The organism is Fluviirhizobium alvei, assembly GCF_030551875.1.
GTDB classification, from domain to species: Bacteria; Pseudomonadota; Alphaproteobacteria; order Rhizobiales; family Rhizobiaceae; genus Rhizobium_E; species Rhizobium_E alvei.
Genome location: NZ_JAUOZU010000014.1, coordinates 73411 through 91389 on the forward strand (window position 1 = coordinate 73411; position 17979 = coordinate 91389).

General features: G+C 62.5%; 20 protein-coding genes. All 20 read right to left on the reverse strand.

Going from position 1 to position 17979, the window contains the following annotated elements; translation table 11 throughout:
* Positions 1–3: 3 nt before the first annotated feature.
* Entirely contained in the window at positions 4–1056 is a 1053-nt protein-coding gene (gene hypE, locus Q4481_RS18510; protein ID WP_304377887.1) for a hydrogenase expression/formation protein HypE, read from the reverse strand.
* Positions 1053–2210: a hydrogenase formation protein HypD gene (gene hypD / locus Q4481_RS18515; protein WP_304377888.1), complete on the reverse strand. Its 1158-nt coding sequence runs from the start codon at positions 2208–2210 to the stop codon at positions 1053–1055. Before hypD ends, hypE begins: the two co-directional genes overlap by 4 nt.
* Positions 2207–2434, reverse strand: coding sequence for a HypC/HybG/HupF family hydrogenase formation chaperone (locus tag Q4481_RS18520; RefSeq protein ID WP_304377889.1), 228 nt, complete (start codon positions 2432–2434; stop codon positions 2207–2209). The genes hypD and Q4481_RS18520 overlap by 4 nt, the downstream gene beginning before the upstream one ends.
* Positions 2425–4701 carry a carbamoyltransferase HypF gene (hypF, locus tag Q4481_RS18525; protein WP_304377890.1) on the reverse strand — a complete coding sequence of 759 codons (2277 nt, stop codon included), beginning with the start codon at positions 4699–4701 and terminating at the stop codon, positions 2425–2427. Before hypF ends, Q4481_RS18520 begins: the two co-directional genes overlap by 10 nt.
* Positions 4702–4704: 3 nt before the next feature.
* Positions 4705–5679, reverse strand: coding sequence for a hydrogenase nickel incorporation protein HypB (gene hypB, locus Q4481_RS18530; RefSeq protein WP_304377891.1), 975 nt, complete (start codon positions 5677–5679; stop codon positions 4705–4707).
* A complete protein-coding gene (gene hypA, locus Q4481_RS18535; RefSeq protein ID WP_304377892.1) occupies positions 5679–6020 on the reverse strand; it encodes a hydrogenase maturation nickel metallochaperone HypA in 342 nt (113 codons plus the stop codon). Before hypA ends, hypB begins: the two co-directional genes overlap by 1 nt.
* A complete protein-coding gene (locus tag Q4481_RS18540; RefSeq protein ID WP_304377893.1) occupies positions 6013–7125 on the reverse strand; it encodes a nickel-dependent hydrogenase large subunit in 1113 nt (370 codons plus the stop codon). Before Q4481_RS18540 ends, hypA begins: the two co-directional genes overlap by 8 nt.
* 3 nt (positions 7126–7128) lie before the next feature.
* A complete protein-coding gene (hybE, locus tag Q4481_RS18545; RefSeq protein ID WP_304377894.1) occupies positions 7129–7641 on the reverse strand; it encodes a [NiFe]-hydrogenase assembly chaperone HybE in 513 nt (170 codons plus the stop codon).
* Entirely contained in the window at positions 7631–7843 is a 213-nt protein-coding gene (locus Q4481_RS18550) for a rubredoxin (protein ID WP_304377895.1), read from the reverse strand. The genes hybE and Q4481_RS18550 overlap by 11 nt, the downstream gene beginning before the upstream one ends.
* On the reverse strand, positions 7840–8688 hold the full coding sequence (locus Q4481_RS18555) for a hydrogenase expression/formation protein (protein WP_304377896.1): 849 nt from the start codon (positions 8686–8688) through the stop codon (positions 7840–7842). The genes Q4481_RS18550 and Q4481_RS18555 overlap by 4 nt, the downstream gene beginning before the upstream one ends.
* The gene (locus Q4481_RS18560; RefSeq protein ID WP_304377897.1) at positions 8685–9134 is read right to left on the reverse strand and encodes a thioredoxin domain-containing protein; all 450 of its coding nucleotides are present in this window, start codon (positions 9132–9134) and stop codon (positions 8685–8687) included. The genes Q4481_RS18555 and Q4481_RS18560 overlap by 4 nt, the downstream gene beginning before the upstream one ends.
* 184 nt (positions 9135–9318) lie before the next feature.
* The gene (gene hypC / locus Q4481_RS18565; RefSeq protein ID WP_304377898.1) at positions 9319–9615 is read right to left on the reverse strand and encodes a HypC/HybG/HupF family hydrogenase formation chaperone; all 297 of its coding nucleotides are present in this window, start codon (positions 9613–9615) and stop codon (positions 9319–9321) included.
* A gap of 73 nt (positions 9616–9688) precedes the next feature.
* Positions 9689–10264, reverse strand: coding sequence for a nickel permease HupE (gene hupE, locus Q4481_RS18570; RefSeq protein ID WP_304377899.1), 576 nt, complete (start codon positions 10262–10264; stop codon positions 9689–9691).
* Between the two features lie 9 nt (positions 10265–10273).
* Positions 10274–10876: a HyaD/HybD family hydrogenase maturation endopeptidase gene (locus Q4481_RS18575; RefSeq protein WP_304377900.1), complete on the reverse strand. Its 603-nt coding sequence runs from the start codon at positions 10874–10876 to the stop codon at positions 10274–10276.
* Positions 10877–11602: a Ni/Fe-hydrogenase, b-type cytochrome subunit gene (cybH, locus tag Q4481_RS18580; RefSeq protein WP_304377901.1), complete on the reverse strand. Its 726-nt coding sequence runs from the start codon at positions 11600–11602 to the stop codon at positions 10877–10879. It abuts the gene before it with no gap.
* A gap of 10 nt (positions 11603–11612) precedes the next feature.
* On the reverse strand, positions 11613–13403 hold the full coding sequence (locus tag Q4481_RS18585; RefSeq protein WP_304377902.1) for a nickel-dependent hydrogenase large subunit: 1791 nt from the start codon (positions 13401–13403) through the stop codon (positions 11613–11615).
* A 23-nt stretch (positions 13404–13426) separates the two neighbouring features.
* On the reverse strand, positions 13427–14509 hold the full coding sequence (locus tag Q4481_RS18590; protein WP_304377903.1) for a hydrogenase small subunit: 1083 nt from the start codon (positions 14507–14509) through the stop codon (positions 13427–13429).
* A 233-nt stretch (positions 14510–14742) separates the two neighbouring features.
* Complete coding sequence (locus tag Q4481_RS18595) at positions 14743–16185, reverse strand: nickel-dependent hydrogenase large subunit (protein WP_304377904.1); 1443 nt, start codon at positions 16183–16185, stop codon at positions 14743–14745.
* Complete coding sequence (locus Q4481_RS18600; protein ID WP_304377905.1) at positions 16182–17195, reverse strand: NADH-quinone oxidoreductase subunit B family protein; 1014 nt, start codon at positions 17193–17195, stop codon at positions 16182–16184. Before Q4481_RS18600 ends, Q4481_RS18595 begins: the two co-directional genes overlap by 4 nt.
* Before the next feature lie 88 nt (positions 17196–17283).
* On the reverse strand, positions 17284–17973 hold the full coding sequence (locus Q4481_RS18605) for an SDR family NAD(P)-dependent oxidoreductase (protein ID WP_304377964.1): 690 nt from the start codon (positions 17971–17973) through the stop codon (positions 17284–17286).
* Positions 17974–17979 lie beyond the last annotated feature (6 nt).

Sequence of the window (17979 nt, forward strand, 5' to 3'; positions counted from 1 at the left end):
GCCTCAACAGATCCGGGGCAACTGTTCGCCCGACAGCCAATCGACGATGCGGCCGCCACCGAAAGAGGTCGCCATCTGCACGAAGCAATTGTCATCCGCCACAACATGGCCGATCAGAGCCGCTTCCTGACCAAGCGGATGGGCCTGCATCGCCGCCAGAACCGCGTCGGAACCCTCTGGCGCAACGACAACCACGAGCTTGCCCTCATTGGCGACATTGAGCGGATCGAGCCCCAGAAACTCGCACGCCGCCGCGACCTCCGGCTTGAGCGGAATGGCCTCCTCATCGATCCGGAAACCGACTCTGGACTGGCTGGCGATTTCGTTGAGCGTCGCGGCGATGCCACCGCGCGTCGGATCGCGCATCAGGCGGATATGGGCTCCGCCCGCTGCCACCATGTCGGCCACGAGCCCGTGCAGCGCCGCGCTGTCGGAGACGATCGCGGTATCGAATTCGAGATTTTCGCGCTTCGACATCACTGCCACGCCATGATCGCCGATCGAGCCGGAGACGATGACTGCATCGCCGGGACGGGCGGCATCCGAGCGCAGATCGAGCCCGTCGGGAACGCAACCGACGCCCGCCGTCGAGATGAAGACGCCATCGGCCTTGCCGCGCTCCACCACCTTGGTATCGCCGGTGATGATCGGCACGCCGGCTTCGCGCGAGGCTTCGCCCATGCTCTGTGCGATCCGTTCGAGATCGGCGAGCGGAAAGCCTTCTTCGATGATGAAGCTGGCCGAGAGATAAAGCGGCACCGCACCCGCCATGGCGATATCGTTGATCGTGCCATGGGCGGCGAGCGTGCCTATATTGCCGCCGGGGAAGAAGAGCGGCGACACGACATAGCCGTCCGTCGTCATGACCATGCGGCCGGCTGGCACCGAAAAGGCCGATTGATCATTGCCGGCTCGCAGCCAGTCATTGTCGAAGGCCTTATGGAATATGCCCTCGATCAATTGCCCCATGGCGCGACCACCCGCACCATGGGAGAGATCGACGCGGCCATGGGCGATATCGAGCTTGCGCTTGTAGGCCTTGAGCATCACATTCATGCCACGGCCCTCCCGGCATCGACCTGACGCGCCTTTTCGCGGAAACGGCCATAGGTCCAGTGTGCCGCGCAGGCGCCTTCCGACGAGACCATGCAAGAACCCATCGGAGTATCGGGCGTGCAGACCGTGCCGAACAGCTTGCAATCGGCCGGCTTCTTGACGCCGCGCAGAATGGCGCCGCATTCGCAGGCCGGATTGTCTTTCGCCGCCGGCGTCACCATCGAGAACCGCTTTTCGGCATCGTAGGCGGCATATTGCGGGCGGAGCCTGAGGGCGCCATAGGGCACTTCGCCGAGACCGCGCCATTCGAAACTTTCGCGCAGTTCGAAGAAGTTGGCCACTTCCGCCTGGGCCTTCTCGTTGCCAAGTGCGGTGACGGCGCGGATATACTGGTTCTCCACCACATGGCGGCCGTCATTGACCTGCTGCACCAGCATCAGGATCGCCTGGATGACATCGAGCGGTTCAAAACCGGCCACCACCACCGGCTTGCGGAATTCTTCGGCGAAGAATTCGTATGGCTCGGTGCCGATGACGGTCGAGACATGGGCGGGACCGATGAAGCCGTCGATCTTGATGGTACCGAGCTTGCGCACATCCGGGCTTTCGAGAATGTTCTGGATCGCAGCCGGCGTCAGCACATGGTTGCAGAATATCGAGAAATTCTTGAGGTCCCTGGCAATCGCCGCCTTCAGTGCGAGCGCGGTGGGCGGCGTCGTGGTTTCGAAACCGATGGCGAAGAACACCACTTCGCGGTCCGGCTCGGCTTCGGCAATCCGCAATGCATCGAGCGTCGAATAGACCATCCGGATATCGGCGCCCGCTGCCTTGGCCTTGAGCAGGCTCGAACCGTCAGAACCCGGCACGCGCATCAGGTCACCGTAGGTGCAGAGCGTGATTTCGGGCCGCAGCGCCAGCGCGATCGCCGCATCGATGCGGCCGATCGGCAGAACGCAGACCGGACAGCCGGGTCCATGGATCATCTTCACGTTCGATGGCAGCAGGTCTTCGAGACCATAGCGTGAAATGGCATGCGTATGGCCGCCGCAAAATTCCATGAAATGGTAGGAGCGGGCAGGATCGGCCTGGGCGGCGATCTGTCGGGCAATATCCTTGGCGAGCCTTCCGTCGCGATATTCGTCGATATATTTCATGCCGCATCTCCCATGGCAGCTTCACGGATCAGGGCCAGCGTCCTCTCCGCCTCCTCCGGATCGATCTTGGCGAGCGCATAACCGACATGCAGCACGAGATAGTCACCCACCTTCACATCATCGACGAGGGCCGTCGAAACAATCTTCGACACGCCGTCGAGCGTGACCTTGGCCATATCATCGGGCAGCACTTCCTTGACCTGGACAGGAATGGCTAGGCACATGTTGGCATCTCCTCCATTGCATTCTTCTCATTCATGATCACCGAGCGCGCGCAGGCGGCCTGGCCGAGCGCAATGCCGCCGTCATTGGCGGGCGCAAGTCGAGGCAGGAACGGCGTAAGCCCGCACTCGCGAAGCGCTTGCGCCAACCCCTCGGCCAGCACGCGGTTCATCACGCAACCGCCGCCGAGCACCACCTGCCTGATACCGGTCCCGGCAGTTGCTCTCGCCACCCACTCGGTGAAGCCGGCAATCAGCGTACCGTGAAAGAGGCCTGCCGCTTCCGTCATCGACAGCTGCCGTTCGGCAAGCCGCAACAGCAGTGGGCGGAAATCGAGCCGTCCATCGGCAATCGAAAAACCACCAGCCATGGTCGAGACCATATCGACCTGCGCTTCCAGTTCCATCGCCGCCTGACCCTCATAGGACTGGGTAAGGCGAAGACCGGCGAGGGTCGCGGCCGCATCGAAAAGACGGCCGAGACTGCTGGTCAGCGGCGCACGCATGCCGCGGGCCAACATCGAAGCCAACTGGGTGGCGCCGGTATGATCCGGCCATAGCCTTTCGACATCCTCAAGCCGGCCTGAGGCCTGCAGCAGAGCCACCGCCATCCGCCAGGGTTCGCGCGCTGCCCGATCACCGCCGGGCAGCGGCAGCGGCAAAAGCGAGCCGAGGCGCTGCCATCGGGCACCGTCGAGCAGCAGCATTTCGCCGCCCCATCCCGTTCCATCGGTGCCATAGCCGTGACCGTCGAGCGCCAGACCGAGAACCGGACCCGAAAGACGATGCTCGGCCGTGACAGCCGCGACATGGGCCAGGTGATGCTGGGCCGTTACGATCGGCAGGTTGAGCGCTTCCGCCATCCGCACCGAGCGGAAATCCGGATGCAGATCGCAGGCGGCATATTCCGGCCTCACATCGAGGATCGAACAGAGATGGGCGATCGCCTCCCTCTGGAATCGGATCGCCTCGGCATTGTCGAGCCCGCCGATATGTTGCGACAGAAAGGCCTCGCGACCGCGGGTGACGCAGACGGTGTTCTTGAGATCGGCACCGGTGGCGATGATCGAGGGGCCGTCAATGCCGAGATCGACCGGCTCCGGCACGAAGCCGCGGGCGCGGCGGATGAAGGCGGGCGCGCCATCGATCACCTGCAGGACGGAATCATCGGCGCGGACGGCAATGTCGCGGTTGTGGGTGACGATCAGGTCGGCAATTGCCATCAGGCGGCGTTCGGCATCCGCATTGTCAGCCACCAGTGGTTCGCCACCGGGATTGGCGCTGGTGGCGACCAGCGCGGCGGGACAGTTTGGATTTTGCCGGGCGATCTCATCGAAAATGAGATGGTGCAGCGGCGCATAGGCGAGCATGACGCCGATCCGGCGCAGACCCGGAGCGATGGATGCCGGCAACAGTCCGGCGCGAGCCTCGATGAGCACGATCGGGCTCGCGGGCGAGGCAAGCAACGCTTCCTCGGCTGCGGTCGGTCGGCCGAATTGCCGCACCGTCTCGAGATCCTGCAGCATGAGCGCGAACGGCTTTTCGTCGCGGCCCTTTCTTTCCCGCAGATTGGCGATCGCCTGCTCGTTGCGCGCATCGCAGAGCAGATGAAAGCCGCCGATGCCCTTGAGCGCGACGATGCCGCCTTCGAGGATCATCGCCGCAATCGCATCGACCGAATGGCTGAGGCCGGGCCCGCAGGCCGGACAGGCGACCGGCTCGGCATGGAAGCGGCGGTTGTCCGGATCAACGTAATCCGCAGCGCAGGCCTGGCACATCGGAAATGACGCCATAGAGGTCTGGGCGCGATCATAGGGCAGCGCGCGCGTGATGGTGAAACGCGGACCGCAATGGGTGCAGTTGACGAACGGATAGCCAAAGAAGCGGCTTTGAGGGTCAACAAGCTCGCTCCGGCAATCGGCACAGATCGCCGCATCGGCGCCGATGCGGGTGGCCGTGCGTCCGGACTGGCTGTCGAGGATCTCGAAGCGTTCACCACCGGTCGGTGCCAGCTCCAGCACGTCGATCGCATCGATGCGGGCAAGTGGCGGCGCCTGTGGCCGGATTGCGTCGGCAAAACGATCGGCCGCTCCGCCTTCGATTTCGATCAGCACGCCGGCGCTGTCATTCAAAACGAAGCCGGAAAGATCCATGGACCGCGCCAGCCGATAGACGAACGGCCGGAAACCGACGCCCTGAACGGCGCCGCGCACCCGGAGCCTGAGGCGCCGGGGCAGAGCTTCCGTCGGTTGGGCGAGCGCCGGTACCATGGTTCAGGCCACCTTGGCGCGTGCGGCCCGCTGGGCGGCGGAGGCTTCGAGCCAGGCATAGAAGGCCTCCATGCCCTCGCCGGTGCGGGCCGAGACGATCAGCGTCTGTAGACGCGGATTGACGCGCAAGGCATTGGCGATGCAGAGGCCGACATTGAAATCGAGATGCGGCAGCAGGTCGGACTTGTTGAGGATCATCAGATCGGCCGCGGCGAACATGTCGGGATATTTGAGCGGCTTGTCTTCCCCTTCCGTCACCGAGAGCACCACCACCTTGTGGGCTTCGCCGAGATCGAAGGCAGACGGACAGACGAGATTGCCGACATTTTCGATGAACAGCGTCGAGCCGGCCACCGGCGCCAGGTCTTCGACCGCATGGCCCACCATATGGGCATCGAGATGACAGCCCTTGCCGGTATTGATCTGGATCGCAGCCGCACCGGTCTCGCGGATACGGGCCGCATCGTTCGATGTCTGCTGGTCACCCTCGATGACGCTGATCGTGACGCGATCCTTGAGATCTTTGATGGTACGGACCAGCAGGCTGGTCTTGCCCGAGCCGGGACTGGACACGAAGTTCAGCGCGAAGATGCCATTGCGATCGAAATGGCGACGGTTCTCGTCGGCATAGGCATCGTTCTTGGAGAGAATGTCACGCTCGACCTGGATGATCCGCTCCTGGCTCATGCCGGGAACATGAACGCCCGCGATACCCTTGCCGTAATGAACATCGCCCTTGTCGCCATGGTGATGGCCATGATCATGACCGTGATCGTCATGCGTATGGTCATGGTGGTGGTGATCATGGGGATGGGCATGGTGATGATCGTGCCCCTCGCCATGGTGGTGATGATGGTGGTGCTCGCCATCATGATCATGATGATGATGATGATCGTGACCATGATTATGGTGGTGGCCGCCGCCCTCATGCTTGTGGCCTTCGATGGATGCCGTTCCGCAACCGCATACCGTGCACATCAGATCACCTCCATGTCCCTGATCTTCAATTCATCGCCGGCCGTCATCTGAACGCGATGACGACCACATTCGGGGCAGGCCCCGAACCGTTCCTGCAAAGGCACCGTCTTGCCGCAATCGAGGCACCAGCCCTCGCCGGCAATCCGGTTGATTTCGAGTTCGGCGCCGTCAGCAATCGTGCCGTGACGGACCGCCTCATAGCAAAAGAGAAGCGCCTCGGGATCGACATGGCTGAGCACGCCGACATCGAGCCGCACCGATTTGACCCGGCTCGCGCCATTCTTGCGCGCCGTTTCGCAAACGATATCGATGACGCTTTCCATCAGCGACATTTCATGCATCGGCATCCTCCCGCACATCGACCTCGAATGCCACGCACGGATCGAACAACACGGCCAGAAGCGCCACGGCGCGTGCGGCCTCCTCCTTCGCTCCGATCGGCGAGGACAGGAGCGTTTCGACGAAGGGACCGGCCGGATGGAAGTTCCACTCGGTCGGCGCCAGAATCCGGTAGGCCGAAAGCCTGCCATCATCACCGATCTCGGCCTGATGATAGAGCCGGCCGCGCGCGCATTCAACGCTGCCATAGCCGCCGGTGCCGGGCGTCGGCCCGCCAGCGGCAAGTGCTGTCCAGTCCGGCTGGCGGCCGGCGGCCAAAGCCGCAAGGTCTGAAAGGCAGGTGGCCACATCGGCAATGCGCGCCCGCAGGCGCCGGACAAGATGCGGTTCCGTAATCGAATATGCTCCGGCCTTCCGGGCATAGGCGCCCGTCTCGATGACGCGTCCCGGCAGATGCGGCATGGCGGCATAATCGGGATCGCCGCATAGAAGCTCGATGACCGCATCATCATCGTCGGGCAGAAGCGGATCGGGCCTTGTCGATGGAAAGGCCGCGACGGCAACAAGCGTCTCTTCCATCCTGTCGAGAACCGATCCGGCCAGCGACCGGTCGCCATCCGCCGGAACGCCGAGCGCGCGGGCGGCATCGGCAAGCCGCGCGACATCCACGGCAAATTCCGGCCCCGCGACCGAACCGGTCCGGGCACGCGCAACGATTGCCTGCGAGGCCTGAAGTGCCGAACGCAGCTGCAGGCCCGCACTCGCGGCCATCGGCTGCGGCAGCGCTACCGGCCAATGCAGGACGAGCGCCCGGAGCGTCTCGAATATCCGTTCTGCCAGCAGACCCGCACTTGCGGCGCGGATTTCGCTTTCACCGATTGGGAGATCGGCCGCATTGAGGACGGCCATCCGCGCCGCGACGGATTGTGCAAAGCCGCAGAGCGAGAAGACCTGAGCGGCAAGCGCCGGTGCCTCTTCCGGCTGGCGCCCGACGAACATGCGGTTCAACCCCCGCGGCCGGCTGCCAGCGACCGCGACGGAACAGGCGAGCGCCCGCGACAGGGTCACCTCGATCCGGATCGTGCCTGCGCCGAGAAGGTAGGTCATGGGTCAGGCCTCTTCCCGCTTGCGGAAGTTGCCCCGCAACAGATCGCGCCGGTTGACCGGTGCCAGCGGAGCCGGGGGCGGTTCAAGCGCCATCGGATCGAAGAAGGCGCGCATCGCTTCCTCGGCGGTCTGAAGGGCCGTTTCCATATCGGCAAACTCAAAGACCGGCGAAAAGAGCGAACAGGAATCCACCCGGCCGATCGTCTCGAGCTCTCCGGCGATGAACTCGACCTCGCCCGCTGGCAGGCCCATCCGGACCGTCGAGCCGGGCGGCACCGGATCGGAACCCGGACCATCCGGCAGGTCGACAGCCACCAGGTTCATGAACCAGGGGGTGGTGATAATGCCGATCGCGCGGCCACCATGGCTGCGAAAGCCGGTTGCCGCGACCGAGAGCACGGAATTGCAGATCGGCACGTCCGCCATGGCGGTGGCGTGAACATGCCGGTAACGGTCTTCAAGCCGCTGGCCGATGACCGACGCCGGATCTGCAATCCCGAGCGCATCAACCGCCATCGCCGAGCCTCATGAACTTCGATTGCAGTGCATCGCAGTTGGGACAGCGCCAGTCTTCCGGAAGCTCCGAAAAGGGCGTTCCTGGCGGGATCTGCCAGACGGGGTCGCCCTCGGCCGGATCATAGACATGCCAGCAGATGCCGCATTCCATGCGATCCTGGCTGTCGGTCTCGCGCTTGCCGAAATTCTCGAAGGCACTCATTTGAAATAGGCCTCCTCGATTTCCCTCAGACGCACCGCGGAATCACGGAAATCTTCTTCGGCCGCAATCGCGACCGAGGGAATGTCGCAGATCTCGAGCGTGTCGAGAATGATCGTGTCCATGGCATTGAAGAACTGCACCGACCAGACGTTGCGGGCGCCAGTGGCAACGACGCGACAGGTGCCATAACCGCGCGAGGTGAGCTGCACCGGGCCGGCACCGAGCGTCGTCTGCAGGAAACCCATGTCTTCCGGGCTCATCGGAAAGAGCGAAAAGGTGATGACATGGGCCGGATCGCCATCACGATAGCGCGCCGTACGATCGGCGATTTCCGTCAGCACCGGCATGACATTCATGGCACCGGCAGGCGCAGGACCATGAACGATTGTCGTCGGCAATGCCGAACAGGCCTGGCGGACCGCCGCCGGAATGCTGGCCACCTCGACATAGTCGGCAATCAGCCGGCCCTCGGCATCGGTGAAACGGATGCGCCAGACCCCGGCCATCACCGCTTCCTGCATCTGGGCGGTGACGCCATTGGCGAGAGCCGCAACACCCGCAACCTCGCCTTCGCCGAGCGTTTCGGTGATCAGCGTGCGGTCATCCTCGGGAAAATCGGTAATATCGAACAGGCGCCCCGGCTCATTCGCCTTCTGGATAGCCAGCGCATCGGCAATCTCCGGCAGCAGCCGAGCGGTATGATTGCAACGCCGGATCATTTCCTCTGCCGTGCTGGTGGCCAGAAAATTGAGCTTTCGCGCCCTGAGCGGCGGTTCGGCGCCGATCGGCATCACGGTCATGGCCGTATCCTCGCCCTCCGGGGCGACCCAGAAACCCGCCTTCATCGCACAATCTCCTTGCCGGCATGGGTGATGGTGACCTGCGGCCCACCGGAGGCCACCATGACGGGCGCATCCGGCGACAGAAAGCCGCTGATCTTTTCCATATATTCGGACCAGTCGCGGATCTTGCCGATCACACCGACCGGCTGATCGCGCCGTGTGACGACAAGGCTCGGCATCACAACCACATTGAAGCGGGCCTTGAGCTTGTCTTCGGTGTTGCGACGGACGACGGCACCGCGCAGGCGGCCGTCAAAGGCATGCAAAAGCTCGGGAAGCACGACGGCAACATCATCGGCCTCCGGGCGTTGTGCCGGATCGCCGCTGAAAAACAGAAGCGCATGATCAGGCTCGCCGGCGGCGGGCGCCAGGAAGGCGTCGATGCTTGTCTCGTCCACCACAGGAAGTCGATGCCGCTCGCTCAGCGCGCGGACCAGAAAAGATGGCATAGTCTCCTCCACTTTCACTCTGCAGATTCTTGTCGTTGATCAATCTGCTCAAGGAACAGTCTGCAAAGCGCATGCCAGATTGAGGAAAGTTGGATTCCATTGATCTGGAAGGGAAATTTTCGCTCGGAAGGAATATTTTACGGATGAAACTGGAAAGTCAATTTCCAGTGTGGAAAATTACTTTTCACATGTCGCGCAAATGCGCCGGCAATTCCGGTTCGCGATTGACGAGATCGGCAAAGAGCGCATCGAAATCGCGTCCCGCTACGGCTTCGGCAAGGCCCGAGAGCGCATTGTCGATGGCGCGGGCTTCTTCCGCATCGAGCACGCGGATCGCCGAGCCGAGATGGGTAAGAACATGGGTGCCGGGCGCCTGCTCGCCGACCAGCATCATGGAAATCGCAACGATGTTGCCGTGGCGTTCGCACTGGGCCACGCAATCATTGCCGGTGACGACCTGCATGGGGATGCCGATGCACATGATGTCTTCCTTTGGAAATGTCGGAAGGGCCGCCGGACATCGCCGACGGCCCGGTGCGGCCTTGGAAGAGCCATCAGCCAGCGAGAAGGGCAGCGCCCGACAGCGCCACAAGGGCACCGGCAAACCGTCCGACGATCTGGCCCGTGCGTCCGAAACGGAGCGCAGCCAGACCGAGACCGACGGCATGCAGGATGACGGTCGCCATCATGAAGCCAGCAACATAGCCTGCAGCGCTCGACATGCCGGGCAGTTCGGTCCCATGGGCATGGCCGTGGAAGAGGGCACAGATGCCGACGATGGCGGCGGCGGCCATGGTCGGAACCCGAACCTCGAAGGCCACCAGCAGCCCGAGCATGGCGACGGTGAGCGCGATGCCCGTCTCCACCATCGGCAGTTCGATGCCATAAATGCCCATGACACCGCCCAGTGCCATCACGGCAACGAAGGCGGACGGCACGATGATGCGGGCAGAGCCGCCAAGCGTCGAGGCCCAGAAGCCGACCGCGACCATGGCAAGGATATGATCCAGCCCGCTGAAAGGATGGCTGAAGCCGGAAAAGGCGCCATCGGCATGCAGGCCCGGATGAGCTTCGGCGAGACCCGGCAGCGCCAGGAGGGCGGCAGCCGCCGCGATTGTGCGATAATTCATGGTTTCCTCCTAAAAGCTGAGTTCGGCCATCGGAAGACGGCGCTCGTAACTCTCATAATCGATGTCATTTTCGAGCAGGGGCGGAACATCCTCGTCCGCCGCCCGCGCTTTTACCGCGATGCCCCATCCGCGCAGGATCTCGACCGCCGCCTCGACGGCAGCCGGCAGGACGGCCTTGACCGGCTCGGTCAGCGGCCCGCCCCAATCCTCGAGATCGAGCGGCTGGCAACCGATCAGCGCAAGCCGCTCGGGATAATGGCCCATGAGATCGGCAGCGCTCAGGACTTCCTGAAAGCCGGTCTGGTGCAGGCTCATCTTCTTGGCGCCGGTGAACTTGGGCACCTCGTCGTCTTCAACCAGCTTCATCGTGCCTGGCTCGAGACCATAATCGATGGCATCGAAAACGATCAGCCGGTCATGTTCGTTGACGAACTGCACCAGATAGAGACCCTGGGTACCGCCATCGAGAATGGTGACGTTTTCCGGTACCGAATAGGCCTTGTGGAAGGCTTCAACGGCGCGGACGCCAAAACCTTCGTCGGCCCAGAGAATGTTGCCGATCCCGAGCACGAGCACCCGGGGTTCGGATTGCGATTGGGGAACGCTCGCCATTCAATCGTCCTCCCGGTCCTTGAACAGCCGCTCACCCGAGATCATCGACGAAATGATGCTCTGGCGGCTCATGATGTCTTCGCGAACGGCGACATAGATGTGGATCATCACGAAGAGCAGGATCAGCCACATGCCGAGATGGTGCCAGGTATGGATGTCCTGGCTGTTGGGCCAGATCGAGAAGACCCAGCCGAACAGGGCGTATTCCCAGCTGTCGCGGCCGGCACCTTCGCTGTAGAGCGCAAAGCCGGTGATCACCATGAAGAAGAGCGGCAGGGTGAAACCCAGGAACATGGCAAACTGCGCCAGCGGGTTATGGCCGACATATTTCTTCGGCTGGCGCACGAGGAAGGCATACCAGCCCACCTCATGCAGCCATTCCTTCCAGAACCGGCCACTCCAGAACGGCACATAGAAGATCTGCCGCGCATGGACATTGCCGACAAAGGCCCAGTAGACCCTGAGGATCAGGAAGACGGCGAGGATCTGCCCCGCCGCGAAATGGGCAAAGCGGATATAGCCCATCAGGAAGTTGGCGCTCGCCTCCCCCGGAACCGAGGGCAGCGGCGAACCAATGAAATAGCCGGTCAGCGCCAGTGTCAGGATCGCGAAGGCATTGATCCAGTGCCAGATGCGCACCGGCGCCTCATAGACATAGACGCTCTGGCGTTCCACGGCCTTTTCGCCGTGGGAATCGGCTGCGGCAAGCGTGTCTTGGACTGTCATGACCGCCTCCCTAGCGAACGGTGACCTTGGCCATTTCCTGTCCATCCGGGCTCATGACATGGGTCGAGCATGCCAGGCACGGATCGAAGGAATGGAGCGTGCGGAGAATCTCGAGCGGCTGCTCGGGATTGGACATCGGCGTATCCATCAGCGAGGCTTCGAAAGCGCCGATATTGCCTTCGGGATCGCGCGGGCTGCCGTTCCAGGTCGTCGGCACGACGCACTGGTAATTATCGATCTTGCCGTCCTTGATCTTGATCCAGTGGGCAAGCGCGCCGCGCGGTGCTTCGGTAAAGCCGACGCCCTTGACCTCCTTCGGCCAGGTTTCCGGCTTCCACTTGTCGACATGGGCTGTCGAAGAATCGCCGGCCTTGATGGTGGCGATCAGCTTGTTCTGGAAATGCCGCATCTGGTAACCGGCCCACTGCGATTCCAGCGCGCGCGCCGCGGTGCGGCCGAGCGTCGAGAAGAGTGCGGTGACCGGCAGGCCGAGATCCTTGAGCAGCTTGTCGACCGGATCCTTGAATTCGGCCTTGTTCTGGGCGTAACCGATGATCCAGCGGGCGAGCGGACCGACTTCCATGGCATTGCCCCGCCAGCGCGGCGACTTGATCCAGGAATATTTTGCCGATTCATCGAGCTCGATGATGTTGGTCTTGGTGCCCTTGGCATTGGGCCCGAGCTCGTAATGCGGCTCGGTGACGCCGTCCCAGGGATGAAGGCCCTTGGTTTCGTCGGGATACTTGTACCAGGAGTGGGTGACGAATTCCTGGATCTGTTCCGGATCGGCATGGTCGATCGGGTGGATCTCGGCGAGATTGCCGTTGATGATCGCACCGCGCGGCAGCTTGAGGCTGGCTTCCGAGTAATCGTTGGCATGTTCGGGAATGTCGCCATAGGACATGACATTCTTGCTCGACAGCCCGCCGCCATAGAGCCAGTCCTTGTAGAAGGAACCGATCGCCATGACATCCGGAACATAGACCATGTCGTTGAACTCGATCAGCCGATCGATGATCGAGGTGACCATGTTCAGCCGTTCCATGTTGATCGCGCCGACGCCGCCGGTACCGTCGATGTTGATCGGACAGGGCACGCCGCCGACCAGCCAGTTCGGATGCGGGTTCTTGCCGCCGAAGATCGTGTGGATCTTGACGATCTCCTTCTGGAAATCGAGCGCTTCGAGATAATGCGCTACCGCCATCAGGTTGGCTTCGGGCGGCAATTTATAGGAAGCGTTGCCCCAGTAGCCGTTCTTGAACGGGCCGAGCTGGCCGGACTCGACGAACTTCTTGAGCCGGGTCTGGATGTCCTTGAAATAGCCCGGCGAGGAGAGCGGCCAGCTGGAAATCGATTGCGCCAGCGCCGACGTCGCCTTCGGATCGGCCGAGAGTGCGGAGACCACATCAACCCAGTCGAGCGCATGCAGGTGATAGAAATGCACGACATGGTCATGCACCTGCAGGGCCAGCTGCATCAGGTTGCGGATGGAGTTGGCATTCTCCGGAATGGTGATGCCGAGCGCATTTTCCACCGCACGCACCGAGGTGAGCGCATGCGTGCCGGTGCAGACGCCGCAGATCCGTTCGGTGAAGGCCCAGGCATCGCGCGGATCGCGGTTCTTGAGGATCACCTCGATCCCGCGCCACATGGTGCCGGTGGAGACGGCATTGCGGATGATGTTGTTCTCGTCGACATTGACCTCGACCCGCATATGTCCCTCGATGCGGGTGACCGGATCGACGACGATGCGTTTGCCGGAATTGTCGAGCGTGAAGCCGTTCGGTGTCTGAATGGTCATGATGGTGTTCCTACCCAAATCTCTTATGCGTCGGCTTTTTCGCGCTTGCTGGTCACGCGTTTGACAGCGGTCACGGCCGCATGCGCAGCGATGGCGCCGCCGACGACGCCGGCTGCCGTCATGCCGATCTTGTCGGCGTTTGCTTCGATGCCGAACTGGTTGATGGTGGTCAGCCGATCATAGAAGCTGCCCTTGTCCCAGAAACCGTCTTCCGAGCAGCCGATGCAGCCATGGCCCGACTGGATCGGGAAGGACACGCCCTCGTTCCAGCGCACGGTGGAACAGGCATTGTAGGTGGTCGGGCCCTTGCAGCCCATCTTGTAGAGACAGTAGCCCTTGCGTGCGCCCTCGTCGTCCCATTCCTCGACGAACTGGCCGGCATCGAAATGCGGCCGGCGGTAGCACTTGTCGTGGATGCGCTGCGAATAGAACATCTTCGGCCGGCCCTGGCGGTCGAGTTCGGGCAGTTTGCCGAAGGTGGTGATGAAGGTGACGACGCCGGTCATCACCTCCGCGATGGGCGGACAGCCCGGGACCTTGATGATCGGCTTGTCGAGAATGACCTTGTCGATGGGCGTCGCCTGGGTCGGGTTGGGCTTGGCGGCCTGCACGCAGCCCCAGGAAGCACAGGCGCCCCACGCGATGACCGCCATCGCGTCCTCGGCCATCCATTTCAGCTTCTCGACGAACGGCTTGCCGCCGTCGATGCAGAACATGCCATCCTCGTTGAGCGGCGGATTGCCCTCGACGGCGAGGATATATTTGCCCTTGTACTTCTGCTTGGTCTCTTCAAGGATCGCCTCGGCCTGATGGCCGGCTGCCGCCATGATTGTGTCGTCGTAATCGAGCGAGATCATCGACAGAACCACATCCTTCACAAGCGGATGCGCCGAGCGGATGAAGCTTTCCGAACAGCAGGTGCATTCAAGCCCGTGCATCCAGATGACCGGCACCCGCTCGTTGGTTTCCAGCGCCTGCGCCATGGCCGTCGCCGCACCGGGGCCAAAGCCGAGGCTTGCCGCAGTCAGGCTGCAGAATTTCGTGAAACTGCGCCGGGTAATCCCCTGGCGGCGAATGACGTCATAGAAGGTTTCAGCAGTTGCCATATGGTCCTCCAGCAATCCATCCCCAACATGTCGCCCGAATGACACCCGGGCGTTGTAGGAGGAGGGTTTGCAAGAAGCGGGCCAAGAGCGATCAGGCTGTGGAGTTTCCTTTTATTTCTTTGAAATTTATAGCTATTTTCGAATATGACAAAACAAGGGACAGAGCCGGTCGGAAGCTTGGGCGGAAAGAAGCCTTGCAGCGGTGAAAACCGGCTTATCGCCTGCCATCCGGTTCAGTGAGCAGTGCAGACCATGCAGGGATCGAAGGAGCGGATCACATGCTGCAGCGCGGCAGATTTTGCTCCGAGTCCACCGGTGTCGAGCCCGGCCAGCGCGCTTTCGAGCGGTCCCGGCACGCCATCGGCATCGCGCGGGGAGAAGTTCCAGGTCGTCGGTGCGATGATCTGGTAACGCTCGATCCGGTCGTCGCGGATGCTGACCCAATGGCCGAGCGCACCGCGGGCGGCTTCCACCAATCCTGACCCTGTTGCCGTGTCCGGCAGCGCGAAATGGCGGCAGAACTCATCTTTCAGCCGCAGCTCGCGCAGCCAACCGCGCATGGAATGAACCAGAAGGGCCGTCTCGATCAGCCGCGCGACGATGCGGGTTCTGACCGAGGTCGCTCCGGTCCGCGCAATCAGGGCACGGATCAGCGGATGGCCGGCCACGGCAAGACGTGCAACGGCACCGGCTTCGGCCGGCATCTTGCCGAGCCGCGGCGCCTTTGCCCAGGAATAGGCGCGCTCCTTTTCGGCACTCGGAACCGTTTCGGAATTCCAGGGGCGGTCGCCAGATGGCAGAAACCAGGAATGGGCAACATCTTCGGAAATGCCGCCGACATCAAGTGCCGTGAGCGTGCCATCGGCAAGAAAGACACCGGATGGCAACAGCGAACCATCGGCCGTATGATAGGCGCCGAAGGACAAGAGTCGGCCCGGCCCCTTGCCCAGTTCGGCGAGCGAGAGATCATCGGCAAGCCGCAGGAACTGGCAGAAATCGGCTGTGCCGGCTTCCGCATAGGCCGTCAGTTCCTCCTCGGTCTCGAGTGACAGGATCGTATCGAGAGATGCGCCGTAGAGCGCCTGTTCGAGAAAGACCTGAAACTCACCAAGCAGGGTCAAGAGCTGCACCCGCTCGCCGACATCGATGGCGCGCGTGGTACCGCCGGGCTGGAAAGCCAGCGAATGCGGCCATTTGCCGGCAATCACGCCCATGACCTCCAGGAGCCGCTTGCGCATTGGCAGGAACTGGGCAGAACCGCCGCCACTCACCGCCTTGAAGCGCGAAACGACGCCATCGAACCATGATCGGCCGCGATATTCGTCGCGAGCGAAATCCGGCATGAAGAAGAGATAGAAGTGGGTGAGGTGATCGGCAATGTTTTCCGCCGCGTGGGCGAGATTGGCCGCGATATAACCATTGGGTGCGGCGCGACCACCGGCGAGATTGCGCAAGGCGCTGGCCGCAGCAATCGATTGCGACACCGAACAGATGCCGCAGATGCGCGGGGCGATGACCAGCGCATCCAGCCCCGGCCGACCGGCCAGCATCTGCTCGAATCCACGATAGAGCGTCGTCGTCACCTCGGCGCGCTCGATGATGCCATCCTCAATATCAAGGCTGACTTCGAGGTCGCCTTCGACGCGGTTGAAGGGGCCGGCAATGACGCGGTTCATTCGTTCGGACCCTTGTTGCGCGGCGATCCGAGGACGACACGATCTGACGTCGCATTTTCGCGCACCCGTTCCGGCGTGGCGGACTTGGACAAGGCTGCGAGCGCCACGAACCAGGCCTTGGGCATGTCGCGCGGCAGGCCGACCGGAATGCCACCGACCTTGGCCGTCTTGAGAAAATCCGTCGCACCTTCAAAACCGGGTTCGGTGCAGGCAATGCAGGAAAAGCCGCCATGGGTGCAGGAACCGCCACCGTTCCAGCCGCGCTGGTTGCAGTCGCCTGCAGCCTGGGTCGCCTTGCAGCCGAGATGCTCCATCATGCAGCCAAGATCGGAAAACTTTTCCGCACTCGCCTTGAATTCGTAATATTCGTTGCGCTCGCAACCGTGATGGGCAAGCGTCTTGGCATAGAATTTCGGTCGGCCGAGACGATCGAGATCGCGTTCGTCGAAATCGCCCATCTGGAGCGCGATGATCGTTTCCATGATCCAGCCGGGATGCGGGGCGCAGCCGGCGATATTGATCACCGGCAGACCCGACAGCGAGCGGTAATCCTGCCCGAGCACGCCGCCGGCCTCGCCGCCTTCATATTGCAGTCCCGAAGCCTCGGTCGGATCGGGCGCGATGGCATGAATGCCGCCATAGGAGGCGCAGGTGCCGACAGCCAGACAGTGATGCGCGCGCGGCGCAAGCCGTCTGACCCAATCCAGCATGGTGCTGCCTGTGCCGGCCAGCCGGTTGAAGAGGCCGCTTCCATTGGGCCCCCGCAGGACGGAGCCTTCGATACAGAGGAAATCGAGCGGAGTGCTGCCATCCTCGACGCGTTTCAGGATATCGATCGCTTCGGTGCCACTTTCCTCGCTGAGCGACGGATGCCAGAGCAGCTCGATGCCGAAGGATTTGAGTTCTCGCGCCCAGCCTTGCGCGCCATTGTCGAGCACGGACATGGTGCAACCGCCACAGCTGCCGGCCTGCAGCCACAGCAGCGTCATCGGTGATTCGGATCTGGGCATGCCGGTAAACATCGGCGGTGAATGTCGCATCTCGATCGAAGGCGGTCAACCTTGGTCCCCGCCGACGGGCCGAACCGGAAGCCGGCGATCACCATTCAATCGCACTGCCGTCATAGGCAAAGAAGCCACCCGAAAGACCGCTTTTAAGACCGTCGAGCACGGAAAGCAGCGCTTCGGCACTCTCCGCAGGCGGCATGCGGCTATGGCCAGCGGCATAGCCTTCCGTCAATGGTGTCGCCACCGTCCCGGGATGCAGCGCCGCCAGCACGGTTTCCGGATGCGTGCGGGCAAGTTCGACCGCGGCGGTGCGCACGATCTGGTTCAGGGCGGCCTTGGCGGCGCGGTAGGAGATCCAGCCGCCGAGCCTGTTGTCGCCGATCGAGCCGACGCGGGCGGACAGAAAGCCCATCAGGCTGCGATTGCGCCGATCGAGCTTTGGCGAAAAATGCTTGAGAACCAGCGCTGTGCCCACGGCATTGAGCGCGAACTGTTTCATCATCGCGTCAGCAGAAATCTGCCGCAACGCTTTTTCAGGCCCGACCCCGTCAATCGTCAGGCCCCCGGTCGCGCAAAAGACGAGCTGGAAAGGGCCCTCAAGCCTTTCGGCAGCCTGAGCCACAGAAAGCTCGTCCGTCACATCAAGCCCATCGTCGCGACGCGACAGGCGAATAAGTTCGCCACAGTTGGTGTCGGCCGCGAGCGCCTCTGCGATTGCCGAACCGATCCCGCCGCTGGCGCCGATCACGATGGCCCGGTAGCCGGGCGATAAGGATGTCATTCGCAT

What these genes read in the sequence shown, in the direction of transcription:
- hypE (WP_304377887.1), bottom strand. Translation starts at nt 1,056, where the DNA reads ATGAATGTGATGCTCAAGGCCTACAAGCGCAAGCTCGATATCGCCCAT.
- hypD (WP_304377888.1), bottom strand. Translation starts at nt 2,210, where the DNA reads ATGAAATATATCGACGAATATCGCGACGGAAGGCTCGCCAAGGATATT.
- Q4481_RS18520 (WP_304377889.1), bottom strand. Translation starts at nt 2,434, where the DNA reads ATGTGCCTAGCCATTCCTGTCCAGGTCAAGGAAGTGCTGCCCGATGAT.
- hypF (WP_304377890.1), bottom strand. Translation starts at nt 4,701, where the DNA reads ATGGTACCGGCGCTCGCCCAACCGACGGAAGCTCTGCCCCGGCGCCTC.
- hypB (WP_304377891.1), bottom strand. Translation starts at nt 5,679, where the DNA reads ATGTGCACGGTATGCGGTTGCGGAACGGCATCCATCGAAGGCCACAAG.
- hypA (WP_304377892.1), bottom strand. Translation starts at nt 6,020, where the DNA reads ATGCATGAAATGTCGCTGATGGAAAGCGTCATCGATATCGTTTGCGAA.
- Q4481_RS18540 (WP_304377893.1), bottom strand. Translation starts at nt 7,125, where the DNA reads ATGACCTACCTTCTCGGCGCAGGCACGATCCGGATCGAGGTGACCCTG.
- hybE (WP_304377894.1), bottom strand. Translation starts at nt 7,641, where the DNA reads ATGGCGGTTGATGCGCTCGGGATTGCAGATCCGGCGTCGGTCATCGGC.
- Q4481_RS18550 (WP_304377895.1), bottom strand. Translation starts at nt 7,843, where the DNA reads ATGAGTGCCTTCGAGAATTTCGGCAAGCGCGAGACCGACAGCCAGGAT.
- Q4481_RS18555 (WP_304377896.1), bottom strand. Translation starts at nt 8,688, where the DNA reads ATGAAGGCGGGTTTCTGGGTCGCCCCGGAGGGCGAGGATACGGCCATG.
- Q4481_RS18560 (WP_304377897.1), bottom strand. Translation starts at nt 9,134, where the DNA reads ATGCCATCTTTTCTGGTCCGCGCGCTGAGCGAGCGGCATCGACTTCCT.
- hypC (WP_304377898.1), bottom strand. Translation starts at nt 9,615, where the DNA reads ATGTGCATCGGCATCCCCATGCAGGTCGTCACCGGCAATGATTGCGTG.
- hupE (WP_304377899.1), bottom strand. Translation starts at nt 10,264, where the DNA reads ATGAATTATCGCACAATCGCGGCGGCTGCCGCCCTCCTGGCGCTGCCG.
- Q4481_RS18575 (WP_304377900.1), bottom strand. Translation starts at nt 10,876, where the DNA reads ATGGCGAGCGTTCCCCAATCGCAATCCGAACCCCGGGTGCTCGTGCTC.
- cybH (WP_304377901.1), bottom strand. Translation starts at nt 11,602, where the DNA reads ATGACAGTCCAAGACACGCTTGCCGCAGCCGATTCCCACGGCGAAAAG.
- Q4481_RS18585 (WP_304377902.1), bottom strand. Translation starts at nt 13,403, where the DNA reads ATGACCATTCAGACACCGAACGGCTTCACGCTCGACAATTCCGGCAAA.
- Q4481_RS18590 (WP_304377903.1), bottom strand. Translation starts at nt 14,509, where the DNA reads ATGGCAACTGCTGAAACCTTCTATGACGTCATTCGCCGCCAGGGGATT.
- Q4481_RS18595 (WP_304377904.1), bottom strand. Translation starts at nt 16,185, where the DNA reads ATGAACCGCGTCATTGCCGGCCCCTTCAACCGCGTCGAAGGCGACCTC.
- Q4481_RS18600 (WP_304377905.1), bottom strand. Translation starts at nt 17,195, where the DNA reads ATGCCCAGATCCGAATCACCGATGACGCTGCTGTGGCTGCAGGCCGGC.
- Q4481_RS18605 (WP_304377964.1), bottom strand. Translation starts at nt 17,973, where the DNA reads ATGACATCCTTATCGCCCGGCTACCGGGCCATCGTGATCGGCGCCAGC.